Source organism: Streptomyces sp. M-16 (assembly GCF_052114405.1).
GTDB lineage: Bacteria > Actinomycetota > Actinomycetes > Streptomycetales > Streptomycetaceae > Streptomyces.
This window is the reverse complement of sequence record NZ_JBFRER010000046.1, coordinates 1-17,529: the sequence shown is the minus strand read 5'-3', so window position 1 is coordinate 17,529 and position 17,529 is coordinate 1. Positions and strand designations below refer to the sequence as shown.

Sequence of the window (17,529 nt, the reverse complement as noted above, 5' to 3'; positions counted from 1 at the left end):
GAATTTTCCATGGGACTGGAAGAGAAGCTGCCGAGCGGCTTCCTGCTGACCACCGTCGAACAGGCCGCGGGCTGGGTGCGCAAGTCATCCGTCTTCCCGGCCACCTTCGGCCTGGCGTGCTGCGCCATCGAGATGATGACCACCGGAGCCGGCCGCTACGACCTGGCCCGCTTCGGCATGGAGGTCTTCCGCGGCTCCCCGCGCCAGGCCGACCTGATGATCGTCGCCGGACGGGTCAGTCAGAAGATGGCGCCGGTGCTGCGTCAGGTGTACGACCAGATGCCCGCCCCCAAGTGGGTCATCTCCATGGGTGTTTGCGCCTCTTCGGGCGGAATGTTCAACAACTACGCGATCGTCCAGGGCGTCGACCACATCGTCCCGGTGGACATCTACCTCCCCGGCTGCCCGCCCCGCCCCGAGATGCTGATGGACGCGATCCTCAAGCTCCACCAGAAGATCCAGGGCTCCAAGCTCGGCGTGAACCGGGAAGAGGCGGCGCGCGAGGCGGAGGAGGCGGCCCTCAAGGCCCTCCCCACCATCGAGATGAAGGGGCTCCTCCGGTGAGCGACGACCCGGCCGTCGAGAACGGCAACAACGTCCCCGCTCCCCGCACCTCGGCCGGGCCCGAGGTGATCGGCGTGCGCAAGGGCATGTTCGGGGCGGAAAACGGCGGCGACACCAGCGGCTACAGCGGCCTCGTCCGCACCGTGGCCCTGCCCGGGGCGTCCGCGCGCCCCTACGGCTCCTGGTTCGACGAGGTGGCCGACGAGCTCGAAGGCGCCCTGGAGGAGCAGGACCTGCTCCCCGCCCACGCCATCGAGAAGACGGTGGTGGACCGCGGCGAGCTCACCTTCCACATCGCCCGCGAGCACCTCGTACGGGTGGCCTCCACCCTGCGCGACGACCCGGCGCTGCGCTTCGAGCTCTGCACCGGGGTCAGCGGGGTCCACTTCCCCGGCGACACGGGCCGCGAGCTGCACGCCGTCTACCACCTGCGTTCGCTCACCCACGGCAGGATCGTCCGCCTGGAGGTGTCGGTCCCCGACGCCGACCCGCACCTCCCGTCCCTGGTGGCGGTGTACCCCACCAACGACTGGCACGAGCGGGAGGCCTACGACTTCTTCGGCATCGTCTTCGACGGCCACCCGGCCCTCACGCGGATCATGATGCCGGACGACTGGCAGGGCTTCCCCCAGCGCAAGGACTACCCGCTCGGCGGCATCGCCATCGAGTACAAGGGCGCCCAGATCCCGGCTCCCGACCAGCGGAGGTCGTACAGCTGATGAACACCCCGAACGCATCGCACCACGCGTCCTCCCGCGAGACCACCGAGGGCACCGTCTACACCGTCACCGGCGGCGACTGGGACGAGATCGTCCAGTCGGCGGCCCGCGCGGACGACGAGCGCATCGTCGTCAACATGGGTCCCCAGCACCCCTCCACCCACGGGGTGCTCCGGCTGATCCTGGAGATCGACGGCGAGACGGTCACCGAGGCCCGCTGCGGCATCGGCTACCTGCACACCGGCATCGAGAAGAACCTCGAATTCCGCAACTGGACGCAGGGCACCACCTTCGTCACGCGCATGGACTACCTGACGCCGTTCTTCAACGAGACGGCGTACTGCCTCGGCGTCGAGAAGCTGCTCGGCATCACCGACCAGATCCCGGACCGCGCCACCGTCATCCGCGTCCTGCTGATGGAGCTCAACCGGCTCTCCTCCCACCTGGTGTGCATCGCCACCGGCGGCATGGAGCTGGGCGCGACCACGATCATGATCTACGGGTTCCGGGACCGCGAGCTGATCCTCGACGTCTTCGAGCTGATCACCGGCCTGCGCATGAACCACGCGTTCGTCCGCCCCGGCGGCCTCGCCCAGGACCTGCCCCCCGGCGCGGTCGACCAGCTGCGCGAGTTCGTGAAGACCATGAAGAAGAACCTGCCGGAGTACGACAAGCTCGCCACCGGCAACCCCATCTTCAAGGCCCGCATGCAGGACGTCGGCTACCTCGACCTCACCGGCTGCATGGCCCTGGGCGCCACCGGCCCGATCCTGCGCTCGGCCGGGCTGCCGCACGACCTGCGCAAGACGGACCCGTACTGCGGCTACGACACCTACGAGTTCGACGTCCCCACCACCGAGAGCTGCGACTCCTACGGACGCTTCCTGGTCCGCCTGGAGGAGATGCGCCAGTCCCTGCGGATCGTCGAGCAGTGCCTGGACCGGCTGGAGCCCGGCCCGGTCATGGTCGCCGACAAGAAGATCGCCTGGCCCGCTCAGCTCGCCATGGGACCCGACGGCCTCGGCAACTCCCTCGACCACATCAAGAACATCATGGGCACCTCCATGGAGGCCCTCATCCACCACTTCAAGCTCGTCACCGAGGGCTTCCGGGTGCCGGCCGGACAGGCGTACGCCGCCGTCGAGTCCCCCAAGGGCGAGCTCGGCGTGCACGTCGTCTCCGACGGCGGAACCCGCCCCTACCGGGTCCACTTCCGCGACCCGTCCTTCACCAACCTGCAGGCCATGGCCGCGATGTGCGAAGGCGGCCAGGTCGCCGACGTCATCGTCGCCGTCGCCTCCATCGACCCCGTGATGGGAGGCGTCGACCGATGACAGACGTCAGTCTGGGGATGCCCCAGCTTCCGGCCCCCGACTTCCCGGCCGACGTACGAGCCCGGCTGGAGGCCGACGCCGCCGAGGTCATCGCCCGCTACCCCGACAGCCGCTCCGCGCTGCTGCCGCTGCTGCACCTGACGCAGTCCGAGGAGGGCCACGTCTCGCGCACCGGCATCCGCTTCTGCGCCGAGGTGCTGGGCCTGACCACCGCCGAGGTCACCGCGGTCGCCACCTTCTACACGATGTACCGCCGCAAGCCCTCCGGCGACTACCAGGTCGGCGTCTGCACCAACACCCTGTGCGCCGTCATGGGCGGCGACGCCATCTTCGACGAGCTCAAGCAGCACCTGGGGGTCGGCAACAACGAGACCACCCCCGACGGCAAGGTGACGCTGGAGCACATCGAGTGCAACGCGGCCTGCGACTACGCCCCCGTGGTGATGGTCAACTGGGAGTTCTTCGACAACCAGACCCCCGAATCCGCCAAGGCCCTGGTCGACGACCTGCTGGCCGGCCGCCCCGTCGAACCGACCCGGGGCGCGCCGCTGTGCACGTACAAGGAGACCGCCCGGATCCTGGCGGGCTTCCCGGACGAGCGCGAGGGCGCGGTGGCCGCGAGCGGCGGCGCCGGCCCCGCCTCCCTGATCGGACTGCGCATCGCCCGCGGCGAAGCTCCGCACGCCCCGGTCGTGCACCCCCGCGGCGAGGCGCGCGGCGAAGCCACCACAGAGGGAGGGGAGTGATGAGCGTGTCCACCCCGAAGGAAAGGCACGGGGGCACCTCCCAGCCGGAGGCCGGGGGAGGGACCAGCCCGGAGAAGCTCCTCGCGCCCGTCCTGTCGGCGTTCTGGGACGAGCCCGAGTCGTGGACGCTGGAGACCTACCGGCGTCACGAGGGGTACGAGGGCCTGCGCAAGGCGCTCGCGATGACCCCGGACGAGGTGATCGCCTACGTCAAGGACTCCGGACTGCGCGGCCGCGGCGGCGCGGGCTTCCCCACCGGAATGAAGTGGCAGTTCATCCCGCAGGGCGACGGCAAGCCGCACTACCTCGTCGTGAACGCGGACGAGTCCGAGCCGGGAACCTGCAAGGACATCCCCCTCCTCTTCGCCAACCCGCACTCCCTCATCGAGGGCATGATCATCGCCTGCTACGCGATCCGGTCGGAGCACGCCTTCATCTACCTGCGCGGCGAGACCGTCCCCGTGCTGCGGCGCCTGCACGAGGCCGTGCGCGAGGCGTACGCGGCCGGGTACCTCGGCAAGGACATCGGCGGCAGCGGACGCGACCTCGACATCACGGTGCACGCGGGAGCGGGCGCGTACATCTGCGGCGAGGAGACGGCACTGCTCGACTCCCTCGAAGGCCGGCGCGGTCAGCCCCGGCTGCGCCCCCCCTTCCCCGCGGTCGAGGGGCTCTACGCGTGCCCCACTGTCGTCAACAACGTCGAATCCATCGCCTCGGTTCCCGCGATCCTGAACAAGGGCAAGGACTGGTTCAAGGCGATGGGGACGGAGAAGTCCCCCGGCTTCACGCTCTACTCGCTGTCCGGGCACGTCGTCGGCCCCGGCCAGTACGAGGCGCCCCTCGGCATCACCCTCCGCCAGCTCCTCGACATGAGCGGCGGCATGCGCCCCGGCCACCGGCTGAAGTTCTGGACCCCCGGCGGCTCCTCCACCCCCATGTTCACCGACGAGCACCTCGACGTCCCGCTGGACTACGAGGGCGTCGGCGCGGCCGGCTCCATGCTCGGCACCAAGGCCCTCCAGTGCTTCGACGAGACCACCTGCGTGGTGCGCGCCGTCACCCGCTGGACCGAGTTCTACGCCCACGAGTCCTGCGGCAAGTGCACGCCCTGCCGCGAGGGCACGTACTGGCTCGTCCAGCTGCTGCGCGACATCGAGGCCGGCAAGGGCGTCATGTCCGACCTCGACAAGCTGAACGACATCGCCGACAACATCAACGGCAAGTCCTTCTGCGCCCTCGGCGACGGCGCCGCCAGCCCCATCTTCTCCTCGCTGAAGTACTTCCGCGCGGAGTACGAGCAGCACATCACGGGCAAGGGCTGCCCCTTCGACCCCAAGAAGTCGACCCTCTGGGCTGACTCGGAGGTGAACGCATGACCGTCGCCACGAACGCTCCGGCCGGTGGCGGAGAGGCCGCCGGCCGGCCACAGGACGAGAACACGGTGTCCCTGACCATCGACGGGCTCGAACTGTCGGTCCCCAAGGGCACCCTCGTCATCCGGGCCGCCGAACAGCTCGGCATCGAGATCCCCCGGTTCTGCGACCACCCCCTCCTGCCCCCGGCCGGCGCCTGCCGCCAGTGCATCGTCGAGGTCGAGGGCCAGCGCAAGCCGATGGCCTCCTGCACGATCACCTGTACCGACGGCATGGTCGTCAAGACCCAGCTCACCTCCCCGGTCGCCGACAAGGCCCAGCGCGGGGTGATGGAGCTGCTGCTCATCAACCACCCGCTGGACTGCCCCGTCTGCGACAAGGGCGGCGAATGCCCCCTGCAGAACCAGGCGATGTCCCACGGCAACGCCGAATCGCGCTTCGAGGGCCACAAGCGCACCTACGAGAAGCCCGTCCCGATCTCCACGCAGGTGCTCCTGGACCGCGAGCGGTGCGTGCTGTGCGCGCGCTGCACCCGCTTCTCCAACGAGATCGCCGGCGACCCCATGATCGAGCTGCTGGAACGCGGCGCGCTCCAGCAGGTCGGCACCGGCGAGGGCGACCCCTTCCAGTCGTACTTCTCCGGCAACACCATCCAGATCTGCCCCGTCGGCGCCCTCACCTCGGCCGCCTACCGCTTCCGCTCCCGCCCCTTCGACCTCGTCTCCTCCCCGAGCGTGTGCGAGCACTGCGCGGGCGGCTGCGCGACCCGGACCGACCACCGGCGCGGCAAGGTGCTGCGCCGCCTCGCCGCCGAGGACCCCGAGGTCAACGAGGAGTGGATCTGCGACAAGGGCCGCTTCGGGTTCCGCTACGCGCAGCGCCCGGACCGGCTGACCACCCCGCTGGTGCGCGGCGCCGACGGCGTCCTCGCCCCGGCGAGCTGGCCGGAGGCCCTGGAGGCCGCCGCGAAGGGACTGGCCGCCGCGCGCGGCCGGGCCGGGGTGCTGACCGGAGGCCGGCTCACCGTCGAGGACGCCTACGCGTACGCCAAGTTCGCCCGGGTCGTGCTCGGCACCAACGACATCGACTTCCGGGCCCGGGTGCACAGCGCGGAGGAGGCCGACTTCCTGGCCGCCACCGTGGCGGGCACCGGCAAGGACCTCGACGGCACGGGCGTCACGTACGCCTCCCTGGAGGCGGCGCCCACCGTGCTGCTCGCCGGGATCGAGGCCGAGGAGGAGGCCCCCGGGGTCTTCCTGCGGCTGCGCAAGGCCCACCGCAGGCACAAGCAGCGGACCTTCGCGCTGGCGCCCTTCGCCACCCGCGGCCTCACCAAGGCGGGCGGCACCCTGCTGCCCGCCGCCCCCGGCACCGAGCCGGAGTGGCTGGACGCCCTCGCGACCCGGACCGGACTGGAGGCCGGCGGCGACGAAGCCGCCGAGGCGCTGCGCCGGCCCGGCGCGGTCCTCGTGGTCGGGGAGCGCCTGGCGGGCGTGCCCGGCGCGCTGACCGCGGCCGTACGGGCCGCGACGGCGACCGGGGCCCGGCTGGTGTGGATCCCGCGCCGCGCGGGGGAGCGGGCCGCCGTCGAGGCGGGCGCGCTGCCGTCCTTGCTGCCGGGCGGCCGTCCGGCCACCGACCCGCGGGCCCGCGACGAGGTCGCCACCGCCTGGGGGCTGGACGAACTCCCGCACCGCTACGGCCGTGACACCGGGCAGATCGTGGAGGCGGCCGCCACCCGCGAGCTGTCCGCCCTGCTGGTCGCGGGCGTCGAGCTCGCCGACCTGCCGGACCCGCGGCGGGCCAGGACCGCCCTGGAGGAGGCCTTCGTGGTCTCCCTGGAACTGCGGCCCGGCGAGGTCACCGACCACGCGGACGTGGTCCTGCCGGTCGCCGCCGTCGCCGAGAAGACCGGCACGTTCATCAACTGGGAAGGCCGGATCCGGCCGTTCGAGGCCGCCCTCAAGCCCGACCAGATGACCCGCCGGCTGGCCCCCGCCGATGCCCGGGTGCTGCACATGCTGGCCGACGCGGCCGACCGGCCGATCGCGCTGCCCGACGTACACGCCGTACGGCGCGAGCTGGAGCGGCTCGGCCCCTGGGAGGGGGAGCTCGCGGCGGAGCAGTCCACCGCCACCGAGCCGCTGCCCCGCCCCGGCGCGGGCGAGGCGGTCCTCGCGGGTCACCGGCTGCTGCTGGACCGGGGCCTCCTCCAGGAGGGCGACGACGCCCTGGCCGGCACCCGGCACGAGGCGAACGCCCGGCTGTCGGCCACCACGGCCGCCGAGACCGGCGTCAAGGACGGGGACGTCCTCGCCGTGACCGGCCCGGCCGGCTCGGTGCAACTCCCGCTGAAGGTAACCGAGATGCCCGACCGGGTGGTCTGGCTCCCGCTGAACTCCACCGGCCGCGGCGTCCTCGCCGACACCGGCGCCCGTCCGGGCACCCTCGTCCGGATCGGCCCGGCGGCCCCGGCCGACAGCAGCGACCCCGATGCGGAGGTGGGCGCGTGAACGCGGTACAGCTCGCTGCCGAGGACCTCTCCCTGTTCGGCAGGGACGTCTGGTGGCTGGTCCTCGTCAAGGCGGTGTTCTGCTTCGCCTTCCTGATGGTGACCGTGCTCTTCTCCATCGTGTGGGAGCGCAAGGTCGTCGCCTGGATGCAGCTGCGCATCGGCCCCAACCGGCACGGGCCCTGGGGCATGCTCCAGTCGCTCGCCGACGGGGTCAAGCTGATGCTGAAGGAAGACCTGATCGTCAAGCGGGCCGACAAGGTGGTCTACGTCCTGGCCCCGATCATCGCGGCGATCCCGGCCTTCATGGCCATCGCGGTGATCCCCTTCGGCCCGGCCGACGACCAGGTCTCCATCTTCGGGCAGCGCACCACGATGCAGCTGACCGACCTGCCCATCGCGATGCTCTACGTCCTCGCCGTCGCCTCCGTCGGCATCTACGGCATCGTGCTCGCGGGCTGGTCCTCCGGCTCCACGTACCCGCTCCTCGGCGGCCTGCGCTCCTGCGCGCAGATGATCTCGTACGAGATCGCGATGGGCGCGGCCTTCGCCTCGGTGTTCCTCTACTCCGGGTCGATGTCGACCTCGGCGATCGTGGAGGCGCAGGCGGACCGCTGGTACATCGTGCTGCTGCCGGTGTCCTTCATCATCTACGTCATCACGATGGTCGGCGAGACCAACCGCGCCCCCTTCGACATGCCGGAGTCCGAGGGCGACCTGGTCGGCGGTTTCAACACCGAGTACTCCTCCATCAAGTTCGCGCTGTTCATGCTGGCCGAGTACGTCAACATGGTCACCGTCTCGGCGGTCTCGGTCACCCTCTTCCTGGGCGGCTGGCGGGCCCCGTACCCGATCAGCCACTTCTGGGAGGGCGCGAACCACGGCTGGTGGCCGATGCTCTGGTTCGTCATCAAGGTGCAGCTGCTGCTGTTCTTCTTCATCTGGCTGCGCGGCACGCTGCCGCGCGTGCGCTACGACCAGCTGATGAAGCTCGGCTGGAAGGTGCTGATCCCGGTCTCCGTGGTGTGGCTGATGCTGGTCGCCACCGTCCGGGCGCTGCGCAACGAGCGCTACGACTTCAGCGAGATCGTCCTCTACGTGGGCGGGGCGGTCGTCGCGATCCTGCTGCTCTCCTTCGTCGCGGACCTCTTCCGCGACAAGCGGGAGAAGGCGGCGGCCGAGGAGGCCGGCGAGGCCGCGGCGGCCGGGGCCTTCGACCCGATGGCGGGCGGGTTCCCCGTACCGCCCAAGCCCGGCCAGCACCTGGCGCCCGTACCGCGCCGGCGGCCCCGCGCGGAGCGGGAGCTGATCGTCAGCGGCGGGGCGAACCCCGACAGTGACCGAGAGGAGGGTTGAGACGTGTCTGAGGAAAAGTGGCAGAACCCGGTGGCCGGGTTCGGCGTGACCTTCAAGGCCATGTTCAAGAAGCGCCTCACCGAGCAGTACCCGGAGCAGGAGAAGACCACCGCTCCGCGCTTCCACGGACGGCACCAGCTCAACCGCCACCCCGACGGTCTGGAGAAGTGCATCGGGTGCGAGCTGTGCGCCTGGGCCTGTCCCGCCGACGCGATCTACGTGGAGGGCGCGGACAACACCGAGGAGGAGCGCTACTCCCCGGGCGAGCGGTACGGGCGGGTCTACCAGATCAACTACGCCCGCTGCATCCTGTGCGGGCTGTGCATCGAGGCCTGCCCCACCCGGGCGCTGACGATGACGAACGAGTTCGAGCTCGCCGACTCCAGCCGCGAGGCGCTGATCTACACCAAGGAGCAGCTCCTCGCGGGTCTGACCGAGGGCATGGTGGAGACCCCGCACTCGATCTTCCCGGGGACGGACGAGCAGGACTACTACCGGGGACTGGTGACGGGCGCCGCTCCGGGCACGGTCCGGCAGGTGGCGGTCTCCAAGGGCGAGACGGCCGCGGACTCGGCCGACTCGGCCGACTCGGCCGGTTCCTCCGGTTCCGCCGGTTCCGCCGGTTCGGCCGGTTCCGTCAAGGGGGTGCAGGCATGAGCGCCCTCGCCGCCTCCGGCGCCACCCTCACGTCCACGGGCGAGGCCGTGCAGTTCTGGGTGCTGGGCACCGTCGCCGTCATCGGCGCGCTGTGCACGGTCCTGATGCGCAAGGCCGTCCACAGCGCCCTCTGCCTCGCCGGGACGATGATCATCCTGGCGGTGTTCTACCTCGCCAACGGGGCGTACTTCCTGGGCGTCGTCCAGGTCATCGTCTACACCGGCGCCATCATGATGCTCTTCCTCTTCGTGGTCATGCTCGTCGGCGTCACGGCGGCGGACTCGCTGAAGGAAACCCTCAAGGGGCAGCGCTGGCTCGCCGTCCTGTGCGGGCTCGGCTTCGGCATCCTGCTGATCGCCGGCATCGCCAACGCCGGGCTCACCCACTTCAACGGGCTCGGCCGGGTGAACTCCGCCGGACACGTCCAGGGCCTGGCCGAGCTGATCTTCACCCGCTACATCTTCGCCTTCGAGATCACCGGCGCCCTGCTGATCACGGCGGCCGTCGGCGCGATGGTGCTCACCCACCGCGAGCGCACCGAGCGGGCCGCCACCCAGCGCGAACTCGCCGAGAAGCGCGTGCGCGAGGGCGTGCAGCTCCCGCCGCTGCCGGCGCCCGGCGTCTACGCCCGGCACAACGCGGTCGACGTGGCCGGCCTGCTCCCGGACGGCACCCCGTCCGAGCTGACCGTCAGCAAGACGCTGCGGTCCCGCGGTCAGGTCCGCGACGTGTCGGGCCAGGCCCTGGACGACCTCAAGGCGCTGGAGCAGCGCTCCGCGGAGCGCCTCGGCCGTGAGGAGGCCTCGAAGTGAACCCGGTCAACTACCTGTACCTGGCGGCCCTGCTGTTCACCATCGGCGCGGCCGGCGTGCTCGTCCGGAGGAACGCGATCGTGCTGTTCATGTGCATCGAGCTGATGCTCAACGCATGCAACCTCGCGTTCGTGGCCTTCTCCCGGATGCACGGCAACCTCGACGGCCAGATCATCGCGTTCTTCACGATGGTCGTCGCCGCCGCGGAGGTCGTGGTGGGCCTCGCGATCATCGTGTCGCTGTTCCGTACCCGCCACTCGGCCTCGGTCGACGACGCCAGCCTGATGAAGCTGTAAGGGGCGCTCACAGTGGAGAATCTGATTGCGCTGCTGATCGCGGCGCCCCTGCTCGGAGCGGTGGTGCTGCTCTGCGGCGGCCGGCGCCTCGACAAGGCCGGGCACTGGCTCGGCACCCTGTTCGCCGCCGTCTCCTTCGGCATCGGCCTGGTCCTGTTCGCCGACATGCTGGGCCGCAGCGCCGACGAGCGGACCCTGCACCAGTTCCTGTACACCTGGGTCCCGGTGGAGGGCTTCCGGGCGGACATGGCGTTCCAGCTGGACCAGCTGTCGATGACCTTCGTCCTGCTGATCTCCGGCGTGGGCACGCTCATCCACATCTACTCCATCGGCTACATGGAGCACGACGAGCGCCGCCGCCGCTTCTTCGGCTACCTCAACCTGTTCGTCGCGGCGATGCTGCTGCTCGTCCTCGCCGACAACTACCTCCTGCTGTACTTCGGCTGGGAGGGCGTGGGCCTGGCCTCGTACCTGCTGATCGGGTTCTGGCAGCACAAGCCCAGCGCGGCCACGGCCGCGAAGAAGGCCTTCCTGGTCAACCGCGTCGGTGACATGGGTCTGTCGATCGCGATCATGCTGATGTTCACCACGTTCGGTACCTTCGCCTTCCAGCCGCTCTTCGCGGCGGTCGGCGGGGCCACCGAGGGCAAGCTGACGGCGATCGGCCTGATGCTGCTGCTGGCCGCCTGCGGCAAGTCGGCGCAGGTGCCGCTGCAGTCCTGGCTCGGCGACGCGATGGAGGGCCCGACCCCGGTCTCGGCCCTGATCCACGCGGCGACCATGGTCACCGCCGGCGTCTACCTGATCGTCCGCTCGGCCGCCATCTTCAACGGGGCGCCGGACGCCCAGCTGGTGGTCACGGTCGTCGGCGCGGTCACGCTGCTCTTCGGTGCGATCGTCGGTTGCGCGAAGGACGACATCAAGAAGGCCCTCGCCGGGTCCACGATGTCGCAGATCGGCTACATGATCCTCGCGGCGGGCCTCGGCCCGATCGGCTACGTCTTCGCGATCATGCACCTGGTCACGCACGGCTTCTTCAAGGCGGGCCTCTTCCTCGGCGCCGGTTCCGTGATGCACGGGATGAACGACGAGGTGGACATGCGCAAGTACGGCGGCCTGCGGACGTACATGCCGATCACCTTCGTGACCTTCGGCCTCGGCTACCTCGCCATCATCGGCTTCCCGGGACTGTCGGGCTTCTTCTCCAAGGACAAGATCATCGAGGCGGCCTTCGCGAAGGGCGGCACCGAGGGCTGGATCCTCGGCGGAGTGGCCCTGCTGGGCGCGGCGATCACCGCCTTCTACATGACCCGGGTCATGCTCCTCACCTTCTTCGGCGAGAAGCGCTGGCAGCCGGACGCGGAAGGCCACGCCCCGCACCCGCACGAGTCCCCGAAGTCCATGACCCTCCCGATGATCGTGCTCGCCTTCGGCTCGGTCTTCGCGGGCGGGTTCTTCTCGATCGGCGACCGGTTCGTGGACTGGCTGGAGCCGGTCACCGGGGAGGCGCACGGCAACCCGCCGATCAGCGCCCTGACGGTCACCCTGTCCACCATGGTGGTCCTGGTGATCGGTGTCGCCATCGCCTGGGGGATGTACGGCAGGAAGCCCGTCCCGGTCGTCGCCCCGCGCGGCTCGTTCCTCACCCGGGCGGCCCGCCGCGACCTGTACCAGGACGACTTCAACCACGTCGTGCTGGTGCGCGGCGGAGAGCACCTGACCCGCTCGCTCGTCTACGTGGACCACAGCCTGGTCGACGGAGTCGTCAACGGGACGGCCGCCTCGGTCGGCGGGCTCTCGGGCCGGCTGCGCAAGCTGCAGAACGGCTACGCCCGCAGCTACGCGGTCTCGATGTTCGGGGGCACGGCGATCCTGATCGCCGCGACCCTGCTGATGAGGGCGGTGTGAGATGAGTTTCCCGCTTCTGACGGTGACGGCGGCCGTGCCCGCGGTCGGCGCGGTCCTCACGGCGGCCGTCCCGGCCGCCCGCAGGACCGCCGCCAAGTGGCTCGCGCTGCTGTTCTCCCTGGCCACGCTGGCCCTGGCCGTGCTGGTCGCGGTCCGCTTCGAGCCCGGTGGCGACCGCTACCAGCTCACCGAGTCCCACGCCTGGATCAAGGACTTCGGCGTCCGCTACGAACTGGGCGTCGACGGCATCGGGGTGGCGCTGATCGCGCTCACCGCCCTGCTGATCCCCTTCGTCATCGGCGCCGGCTGGAACGACGCCGACCCGCTGGAGACGTCGAACTCGCGCTGGCGGCCGACGCAGGGCTTCTTCGCCCTGATCCTGATGGTCGAGGCGATGGTGATCATCTCCTTCGAGGCCACCGACGTCTTCCTCTTCTACATCTTCTTCGAAGCCATGCTCATCCCGATGTACTTCCTCATCGGCGGCTTCGGGGACCGGGCCCACGCGGGCACCGACGAGAACGCGGCCGCGCAGCGCTCCTACGCGGCGGTCAAGTTCCTCCTCTACAACCTGGTCGGCGGTCTGATCATGCTGGCCGCCGTCATCGGGCTGTACGTGGTCGCCGGGAACTTCTCCCTCCAGGAGATCACCGCCGCCCGCGCCGCCGGCACCCTCGACATGGCCACCAACACCGAGCGGCTCCTCTTCCTCGGCTTCTTCTTCGCCTTCGCGGTGAAGGCCCCGCTGTGGCCGCTGCACACCTGGCTCCCGAACGCGATGGGCGAGGCCACCGCCCCGGTCGCCGTGCTGATCACCGCGGTCGTCGACAAGGTCGGCACCTTCGCGATGCTCCGCTTCTGCCTCGGGCTCTTCCCCGACGCCAGCAAGTGGGCCACCCCGGTGATCCTCGTCCTGGCCCTGATCAGCATCGTCTACGGCGCGCTCCTCGCGGTCGGACAGCGGGACATCAAGCGGCTGGTCGCGTACGCGTCGATCTCGCACTTCGGCTTCATCATCCTGGGCATCTTCGCGATGACCTCCCAGGGCCAGTCGGGCGCGACGCTCTACATGGTCAACCACGGGATCTCGACGGCCGCGCTGATGCTGGTCGCCGGATTCCTGATCTCCCGGCGCGGCTCGCGGCTCATCGCCGACTACGGCGGCGTCCAGAAGGTGGCCCCGGTCCTCGCCGGCACCTTCCTGATCGGCGGCCTCGCCACCCTCTCCCTGCCGGGCCTGGCGCCCTTCGTCAGCGAGTTCCTGGTACTGGTCGGCACGTTCGCCCGCTACCCGGTCGTCGGGATCATCGCCACCGTCGGGATCGTGCTGGCGGCGCTCTACACCCTGGTCCTGTACCAGCGCACCATGACCGGTCCCGTCAAGGAGGAGGTCTCCGGCATGCGGGACCTGCGCCTGCGCGAGGTCCTCGTGGTCGCCCCGCTGATCGCGCTGCTGATCGGACTGGGCGTCTACCCGAAGGTGCTCACCGACATCGTCAACCCGGCGGTGGAGCACACCATGTCGGACGTGAAGCAGACCGATCCGAAGCCCGAGGTGGCCGTCGAGGCCAAGAATGGGGAGGCGGCCAAGTGAGCACCGCGACTGCTGCCCAGGCCCTGCTGACCCTGGCGGCCAACGGACCGGCCGACAAGATCCCGGCCCCGCACATCGAGTACGCCCAGCTGGCGCCCACGCTGATCGTGGTGGGCGCGGCCGTCCTCGGAGTCCTCGTCGAGGCCTTCGTCCCGCGCAAGTCCCGTTACTACGTCCAGGTGTTCCTGGCCGTCGCCGCGCTGGCCTCGGCCTTCGCGGCGGTCGTCGGCCTCGCCGCCGGCGGCTACGGCAGCACCAAGGCGCACATCGCGGCCATGGGCGCCATCGCCGTGGACGGCCCGGCCCTGTTCCTCCAGGGCACGATCCTGCTGGCCTCGATCGTGGCCGTGTTCACCTTCGCCGAGCGCCGCCTGGACCCGGCGGCGCACGGCAACCGGGTGGACTCCTTCGCCGCCCAGGCCGCTTCGGTACCGGGCAGCGAGAGCGAGAAGGCAGCCGTCAAGGCCGGGTTCACCACCACCGAGGTGTTCCCGCTGGCCCTGTTCGCGATCGCCGGCATGCTGATCTTCCCGGCGGCCGACGACCTGCTGACGCTGTTCATCGCGCTGGAGGTCTTCTCCCTCCCGCTGTACCTGCTCTGCGCCGTCGCCCGCCGCCAGCGGCTGATGTCGCAGGAGGCCGCGGTCAAGTACTTCCTGCTCGGCGCGTTCTCCTCCGCCTTCCTCCTCTTCGGCATCGCGCTGATCTACGGCTACGCGGGCTCGGTCTCCTACGCGGTGATCGCCGACGTGGTCGACGGCACCGTCGCCAAGCTCGACCCGGCCCTGGCCTCCACCATGGGCAACGACGCGCTGCTGCTGATCGGCGGTGCGCTGATCCTGATGGGCCTGCTGTTCAAGGTCGGCGCGGTCCCCTTCCACATGTGGACCCCGGACGTCTACCAGGGCGCCCCGACCCCGGTCACCGGCTTCATGGCCGCGGCGACCAAGGTGGCCGCCTTCGGCGCGCTGCTGCGCCTGCTCTACGTGGTCCTCCCCGGCCTGCGCTGGGACTGGCGGCCGGTGATGTGGGGCGTCGCGATCGTCACGATGCTGGCGGGCGCGGTGATCGCCGTGACCCAGACCGACGTGAAGCGGCTCCTGGCGTACTCCTCGATCGCGCACGCGGGCTTCATCCTGGCCGGTGTGATCGCGACCTCGGCGGAGGGCGTCCAGTCCGTCCTCTTCTACCTGCTGGCCTACTCCTTCGTGACGATCGGCGCCTTCGCGGTGGTCACGCTGGTGCGCGACGCGGGCGGCGAGGCCACGCACCTGTCGAAGTGGGCGGGACTGGGCCGGCGTTCGCCGCTCACCGCCGCGGTGTTCGCGGTGTTCCTGCTGGCCTTCGCCGGCATCCCGCTGACCTCGGGCTTCGCGGGCAAGTTCGCCGTGTTCAAGGCGGCGGCGGAGGGCGGCGCGGGGATGCTGGTCGTGGTCGGTGTCATCTCGTCCGCGATCGCCGCGTTCTTCTACATCAGGGTGATCGTGCTGATGTTCTTCAGCGAGCCGAAGGCCGACGGCCCGACCGTGGCCGTCCCCTCGCCGCTGACGATGACGACCATCGCGGTCGGCGTGGCCGTCACCCTGGTCCTGGGTCTGGCCCCGCAGTACTTCCTGGACCTGGCGGGTCAGGCGAGCACGTTCGTCCGCTGATCCTGCTGTACGCGACAGGGCCCGGCTCCCTCGGGGGAGCCGGGCCCTGTCGCGTGCGGCCGTCTACTCGGGCCGTGTCCGCTTGGCCGTGATGGCGGTGAGGTCGAGGTCGATGGGGAAGGGGGCCGAGACCTTGAGCCGGTCGTGGAAGATGCCGGTGGCGACGTACGCCTTGGTCGCCGGGTCGAGCTCGTACACGTAGACGACGGCGCGGCCGTCCTTGTTCTCCACTCGCCAGTAGTGGAGGATTCCCGCCCGCGCGTACTTCAGGGGTTTGGTCTCGCGGTCGCGGTCGACGGATTCGGGAGAGACGACCTCGATCGCGAGCAGGACCGCCTCGGCGGCGAACCGGGTCTGCTCCAGATCGGTGAGGACGTCCTCGCGGAACACGATGACGTCGGGCTCGGGGCGGTTGCGCCGATCGATGTCGATGGTGAACTCGCGCAGGACTTCCAGACCGGGGGGGACCGTCTCCTCCAGTTGTCGCTGGAAGAAGCTGACCGCGCGCATGTGGAAGAGGGTCTGCGGACTCACGAAGATCAGGCTCCCGTCGATCAGCTCCGTGTGCGGAGGCAGATTCGGAAGCGTGTCCAGGTCGTCGGCAGTCCAGCCGCCCGGCGGGGGGATCGGCCAGCTGTGTTCCGGGTTCATCAGTGCTCCCATGAGCCGGAGTCTCGCGAGTGCGACCAGCGTATCGCCGGGCAAACGCGGAACCCCGTCCTTTCGGGTGAGTCATATGTGGGAGGCAGTTGACGGCGCCGGGCGGTGCCCTAGTGGCCGTGCGCGTGCGTCGACGGGTTGGCGGCGCCCGGTACCTGCGGGGGCTTGTTCGGGCAGGGCAGGGCCGGGTTCCAGTTGTGGAAGCGGCCCGCCGGGTTCTTCTCGTACGCCCACATGTGCAGGTCGTAGTGCTTGGGCATGCCCGCCCAGTGGCCGGGCATCGGCCCGTCGAAGGGCAGCCCGAACATGCTCGGCCGGTCGTCGGTGGTCTTCAGGTCCTGGTCGCGGTCGGTGGACATCCACTCCACGGTCTGGAGCTTGCGCCGCCCGTTGCGGTCCTTCGTGTAGCTGTAGAGGAGCGCGGTCGGCTTGGCGGGGTCCTTCGAACCCCAGTAGGCCTCCTTGACGTAGTGGTAGCCCATGGAGCCGACCCCGAACGGGTTGCTCATGCACGCCTCTCCGTGCGGGACGTACCCGTCCTTGATGGCCTCCCGCTCGTCCACGTACTTGGCCGTCACCGCCATCGCCGTCGCCATGTCCCGCATGGCCTGCCGGTTGCGCGGGTCGGGCGCGGGACCGTCCACCGCATGGGCCGCCGGCACGGCGGCCAGGCCGAGCGACACGGCGGCCGCGCAGGCGAGAACGGGCTTCAGGCTGCGAACGGGCATCGGAACTCCTGGTGAGGTGGGGCCGTTTCATCCACCTTCGCGGTGCTTCGGGCGGCCTGCACCCGGCGGGCCTCCGAACGGGGGCGCCGCCTCCTCTAAGGGGTGGTGGCGGGAGCCTGGGCGACCGGGCGGGGCCGGGTGGTGCCGGGGCGGCAGGTGAGCGCCGTGTTGAAGGGCTCGAAGCGTCCGGCGGGGTTGTCCTTCCACAGCCACAGGTGCAGCGAGTAGTGGACCTTCTGCCCCGGGAAGCGAGGGGGCAGCGGGCCGCGGAAGGGTTCCCCGAACAGGGACGGACGGTCGTCGTCGGTCTCCACCAGGCCGTCCTTGTCCACGACCATCCATTCGAGGCCGGCCAGGCGCCAGCGGCCCTTGCCGTCACCCTCGTAGAGCAGGGCGGTGGGCTTGGCCGGGTCGACGGAACCGTCGTAGGCGTGGTTGAAGTGCGGGTAGCCGAGGGAGCCGGTGCCGCCCGACGGGTTCATGACGCAGTACTTGTCGGGGACGTACCCGTCGGCGACGCCGACGCTGTGCCGGTGGTACTTGGCGGTCGCCCGGTAGGTCAGGGCCAGTTGGGCGTTGGGGGTGAGCCGGGACGACGGCCCGGCGGGCGGGGCG

16 protein-coding genes are annotated in these 17,529 nt (G+C 70.3%); 13 read left to right on the top strand and 3 right to left on the bottom strand.

Annotated elements, in window-relative coordinates; genetic code table 11:
- The first annotated feature begins 9 nt into the window (after positions 1-9).
- The 13 genes from AB4039_RS21305 to nuoN are packed head-to-tail and all read left to right on the top strand — an operon-like array spanning position 10 to position 15,526.
- Positions 10-564: a NuoB/complex I 20 kDa subunit family protein gene (locus tag AB4039_RS21305; protein ID WP_007265818.1), complete on the top strand. Its 555-nt coding sequence runs from the start codon at positions 10-12 to the stop codon at positions 562-564.
- Entirely contained in the window at positions 561-1,283 is a 723-nt protein-coding gene (locus AB4039_RS21300; protein WP_266841017.1) for an NADH-quinone oxidoreductase subunit C, read from the top strand. Before AB4039_RS21305 ends, AB4039_RS21300 begins: the two co-directional genes overlap by 4 nt.
- A complete protein-coding gene (locus AB4039_RS21295; RefSeq protein WP_266841019.1) occupies positions 1,283-2,617 on the top strand; it encodes an NADH-quinone oxidoreductase subunit D in 1,335 nt (444 codons plus the stop codon). The genes AB4039_RS21300 and AB4039_RS21295 overlap by 1 nt, the downstream gene beginning before the upstream one ends.
- Positions 2,614-3,363 carry an NADH-quinone oxidoreductase subunit NuoE gene (gene nuoE / locus AB4039_RS21290; RefSeq protein WP_266841021.1) on the top strand — a complete coding sequence of 250 codons (750 nt, stop codon included), beginning with the start codon at positions 2,614-2,616 and terminating at the stop codon, positions 3,361-3,363. The genes AB4039_RS21295 and nuoE overlap by 4 nt, the downstream gene beginning before the upstream one ends.
- Positions 3,363-4,742 (top strand): NADH-quinone oxidoreductase subunit NuoF, encoded by a 1,380-nt coding sequence (gene nuoF, locus AB4039_RS21285; protein ID WP_442271491.1) that lies wholly within the window; start codon positions 3,363-3,365, stop codon positions 4,740-4,742. Before nuoE ends, nuoF begins: the two co-directional genes overlap by 1 nt.
- Positions 4,739-7,252, top strand: coding sequence for an NADH-quinone oxidoreductase subunit G (locus AB4039_RS21280; RefSeq protein WP_266841025.1), 2,514 nt, complete (start codon positions 4,739-4,741; stop codon positions 7,250-7,252). Before nuoF ends, AB4039_RS21280 begins: the two co-directional genes overlap by 4 nt.
- Positions 7,249-8,607, top strand: a complete 1,359-nt coding sequence (gene nuoH, locus AB4039_RS21275) for an NADH-quinone oxidoreductase subunit NuoH (RefSeq protein ID WP_266841026.1) — start codon at positions 7,249-7,251, stop codon at positions 8,605-8,607. The genes AB4039_RS21280 and nuoH overlap by 4 nt, the downstream gene beginning before the upstream one ends.
- A 60-nt stretch (positions 8,608-8,667) precedes the next feature.
- Positions 8,668-9,264, top strand: coding sequence for an NADH-quinone oxidoreductase subunit NuoI (nuoI, locus tag AB4039_RS21270; protein WP_442271505.1), 597 nt, complete (start codon positions 8,668-8,670; stop codon positions 9,262-9,264).
- Positions 9,261-10,076: an NADH-quinone oxidoreductase subunit J gene (locus AB4039_RS21265; protein ID WP_266841027.1), complete on the top strand. Its 816-nt coding sequence runs from the start codon at positions 9,261-9,263 to the stop codon at positions 10,074-10,076. Before nuoI ends, AB4039_RS21265 begins: the two co-directional genes overlap by 4 nt.
- Entirely contained in the window at positions 10,073-10,372 is a 300-nt protein-coding gene (gene nuoK / locus AB4039_RS21260; RefSeq protein ID WP_266841029.1) for an NADH-quinone oxidoreductase subunit NuoK, read from the top strand. Before AB4039_RS21265 ends, nuoK begins: the two co-directional genes overlap by 4 nt.
- Positions 10,373-10,384: 12 nt before the next feature.
- Entirely contained in the window at positions 10,385-12,280 is a 1,896-nt protein-coding gene (gene nuoL, locus AB4039_RS21255) for an NADH-quinone oxidoreductase subunit L (protein ID WP_266841031.1), read from the top strand.
- A 1-nt stretch (position 12,281) separates the two neighbouring features.
- A complete protein-coding gene (locus AB4039_RS21250) occupies positions 12,282-13,874 on the top strand; it encodes an NADH-quinone oxidoreductase subunit M (RefSeq protein ID WP_266841033.1) in 1,593 nt (530 codons plus the stop codon).
- A complete protein-coding gene (gene nuoN / locus AB4039_RS21245; RefSeq protein ID WP_266841035.1) occupies positions 13,871-15,526 on the top strand; it encodes an NADH-quinone oxidoreductase subunit NuoN in 1,656 nt (551 codons plus the stop codon). The genes AB4039_RS21250 and nuoN overlap by 4 nt, the downstream gene beginning before the upstream one ends.
- Positions 15,527-15,589: 63 nt before the next feature.
- On the opposite strand, the gene AB4039_RS21240 is transcribed toward nuoN, so the two are convergent.
- The 3 genes from AB4039_RS21240 to AB4039_RS21230 form a co-directional block, all read right to left on the bottom strand.
- Positions 15,590-16,189: a Uma2 family endonuclease gene (locus AB4039_RS21240; protein WP_266841037.1), complete on the bottom strand. Its 600-nt coding sequence runs from the start codon at positions 16,187-16,189 to the stop codon at positions 15,590-15,592.
- Between the two features lie 107 nt (positions 16,190-16,296).
- Positions 16,297-16,914, bottom strand: coding sequence for a hypothetical protein (locus tag AB4039_RS21235; RefSeq protein WP_266841039.1), 618 nt, complete (start codon positions 16,912-16,914; stop codon positions 16,297-16,299).
- A gap of 95 nt (positions 16,915-17,009) precedes the next feature.
- The coding region (locus AB4039_RS21230) for a hypothetical protein (RefSeq protein WP_442271490.1) at positions 17,010-17,529 on the bottom strand (520 nt) is incomplete at its 5' end.

Bases quoted from the DNA above. Each gene is read 5' to 3' on its own strand.
- AB4039_RS21250 (WP_266841033.1), top strand. From the start codon at position 12,282: ATGAGTTTCCCGCTTCTGACGGTGACGGCGGCCGTGCCCGCGGTCGGC.
- nuoF (WP_442271491.1), top strand. From the start codon at position 3,363: ATGAGCGTGTCCACCCCGAAGGAAAGGCACGGGGGCACCTCCCAGCCG.
- AB4039_RS21235 (WP_266841039.1), bottom strand. From the start codon at position 16,914: ATGCCCGTTCGCAGCCTGAAGCCCGTTCTCGCCTGCGCGGCCGCCGTG.
- AB4039_RS21240 (WP_266841037.1), bottom strand. From the start codon at position 16,189: ATGGGAGCACTGATGAACCCGGAACACAGCTGGCCGATCCCCCCGCCG.
- AB4039_RS21280 (WP_266841025.1), top strand. From the start codon at position 4,739: ATGACCGTCGCCACGAACGCTCCGGCCGGTGGCGGAGAGGCCGCCGGC.
- nuoI (WP_442271505.1), top strand. From the start codon at position 8,668: ATGTTCAAGAAGCGCCTCACCGAGCAGTACCCGGAGCAGGAGAAGACC.
- AB4039_RS21265 (WP_266841027.1), top strand. From the start codon at position 9,261: ATGAGCGCCCTCGCCGCCTCCGGCGCCACCCTCACGTCCACGGGCGAG.
- AB4039_RS21305 (WP_007265818.1), top strand. From the start codon at position 10: ATGGGACTGGAAGAGAAGCTGCCGAGCGGCTTCCTGCTGACCACCGTC.
- AB4039_RS21295 (WP_266841019.1), top strand. From the start codon at position 1,283: ATGAACACCCCGAACGCATCGCACCACGCGTCCTCCCGCGAGACCACC.
- nuoE (WP_266841021.1), top strand. From the start codon at position 2,614: ATGACAGACGTCAGTCTGGGGATGCCCCAGCTTCCGGCCCCCGACTTC.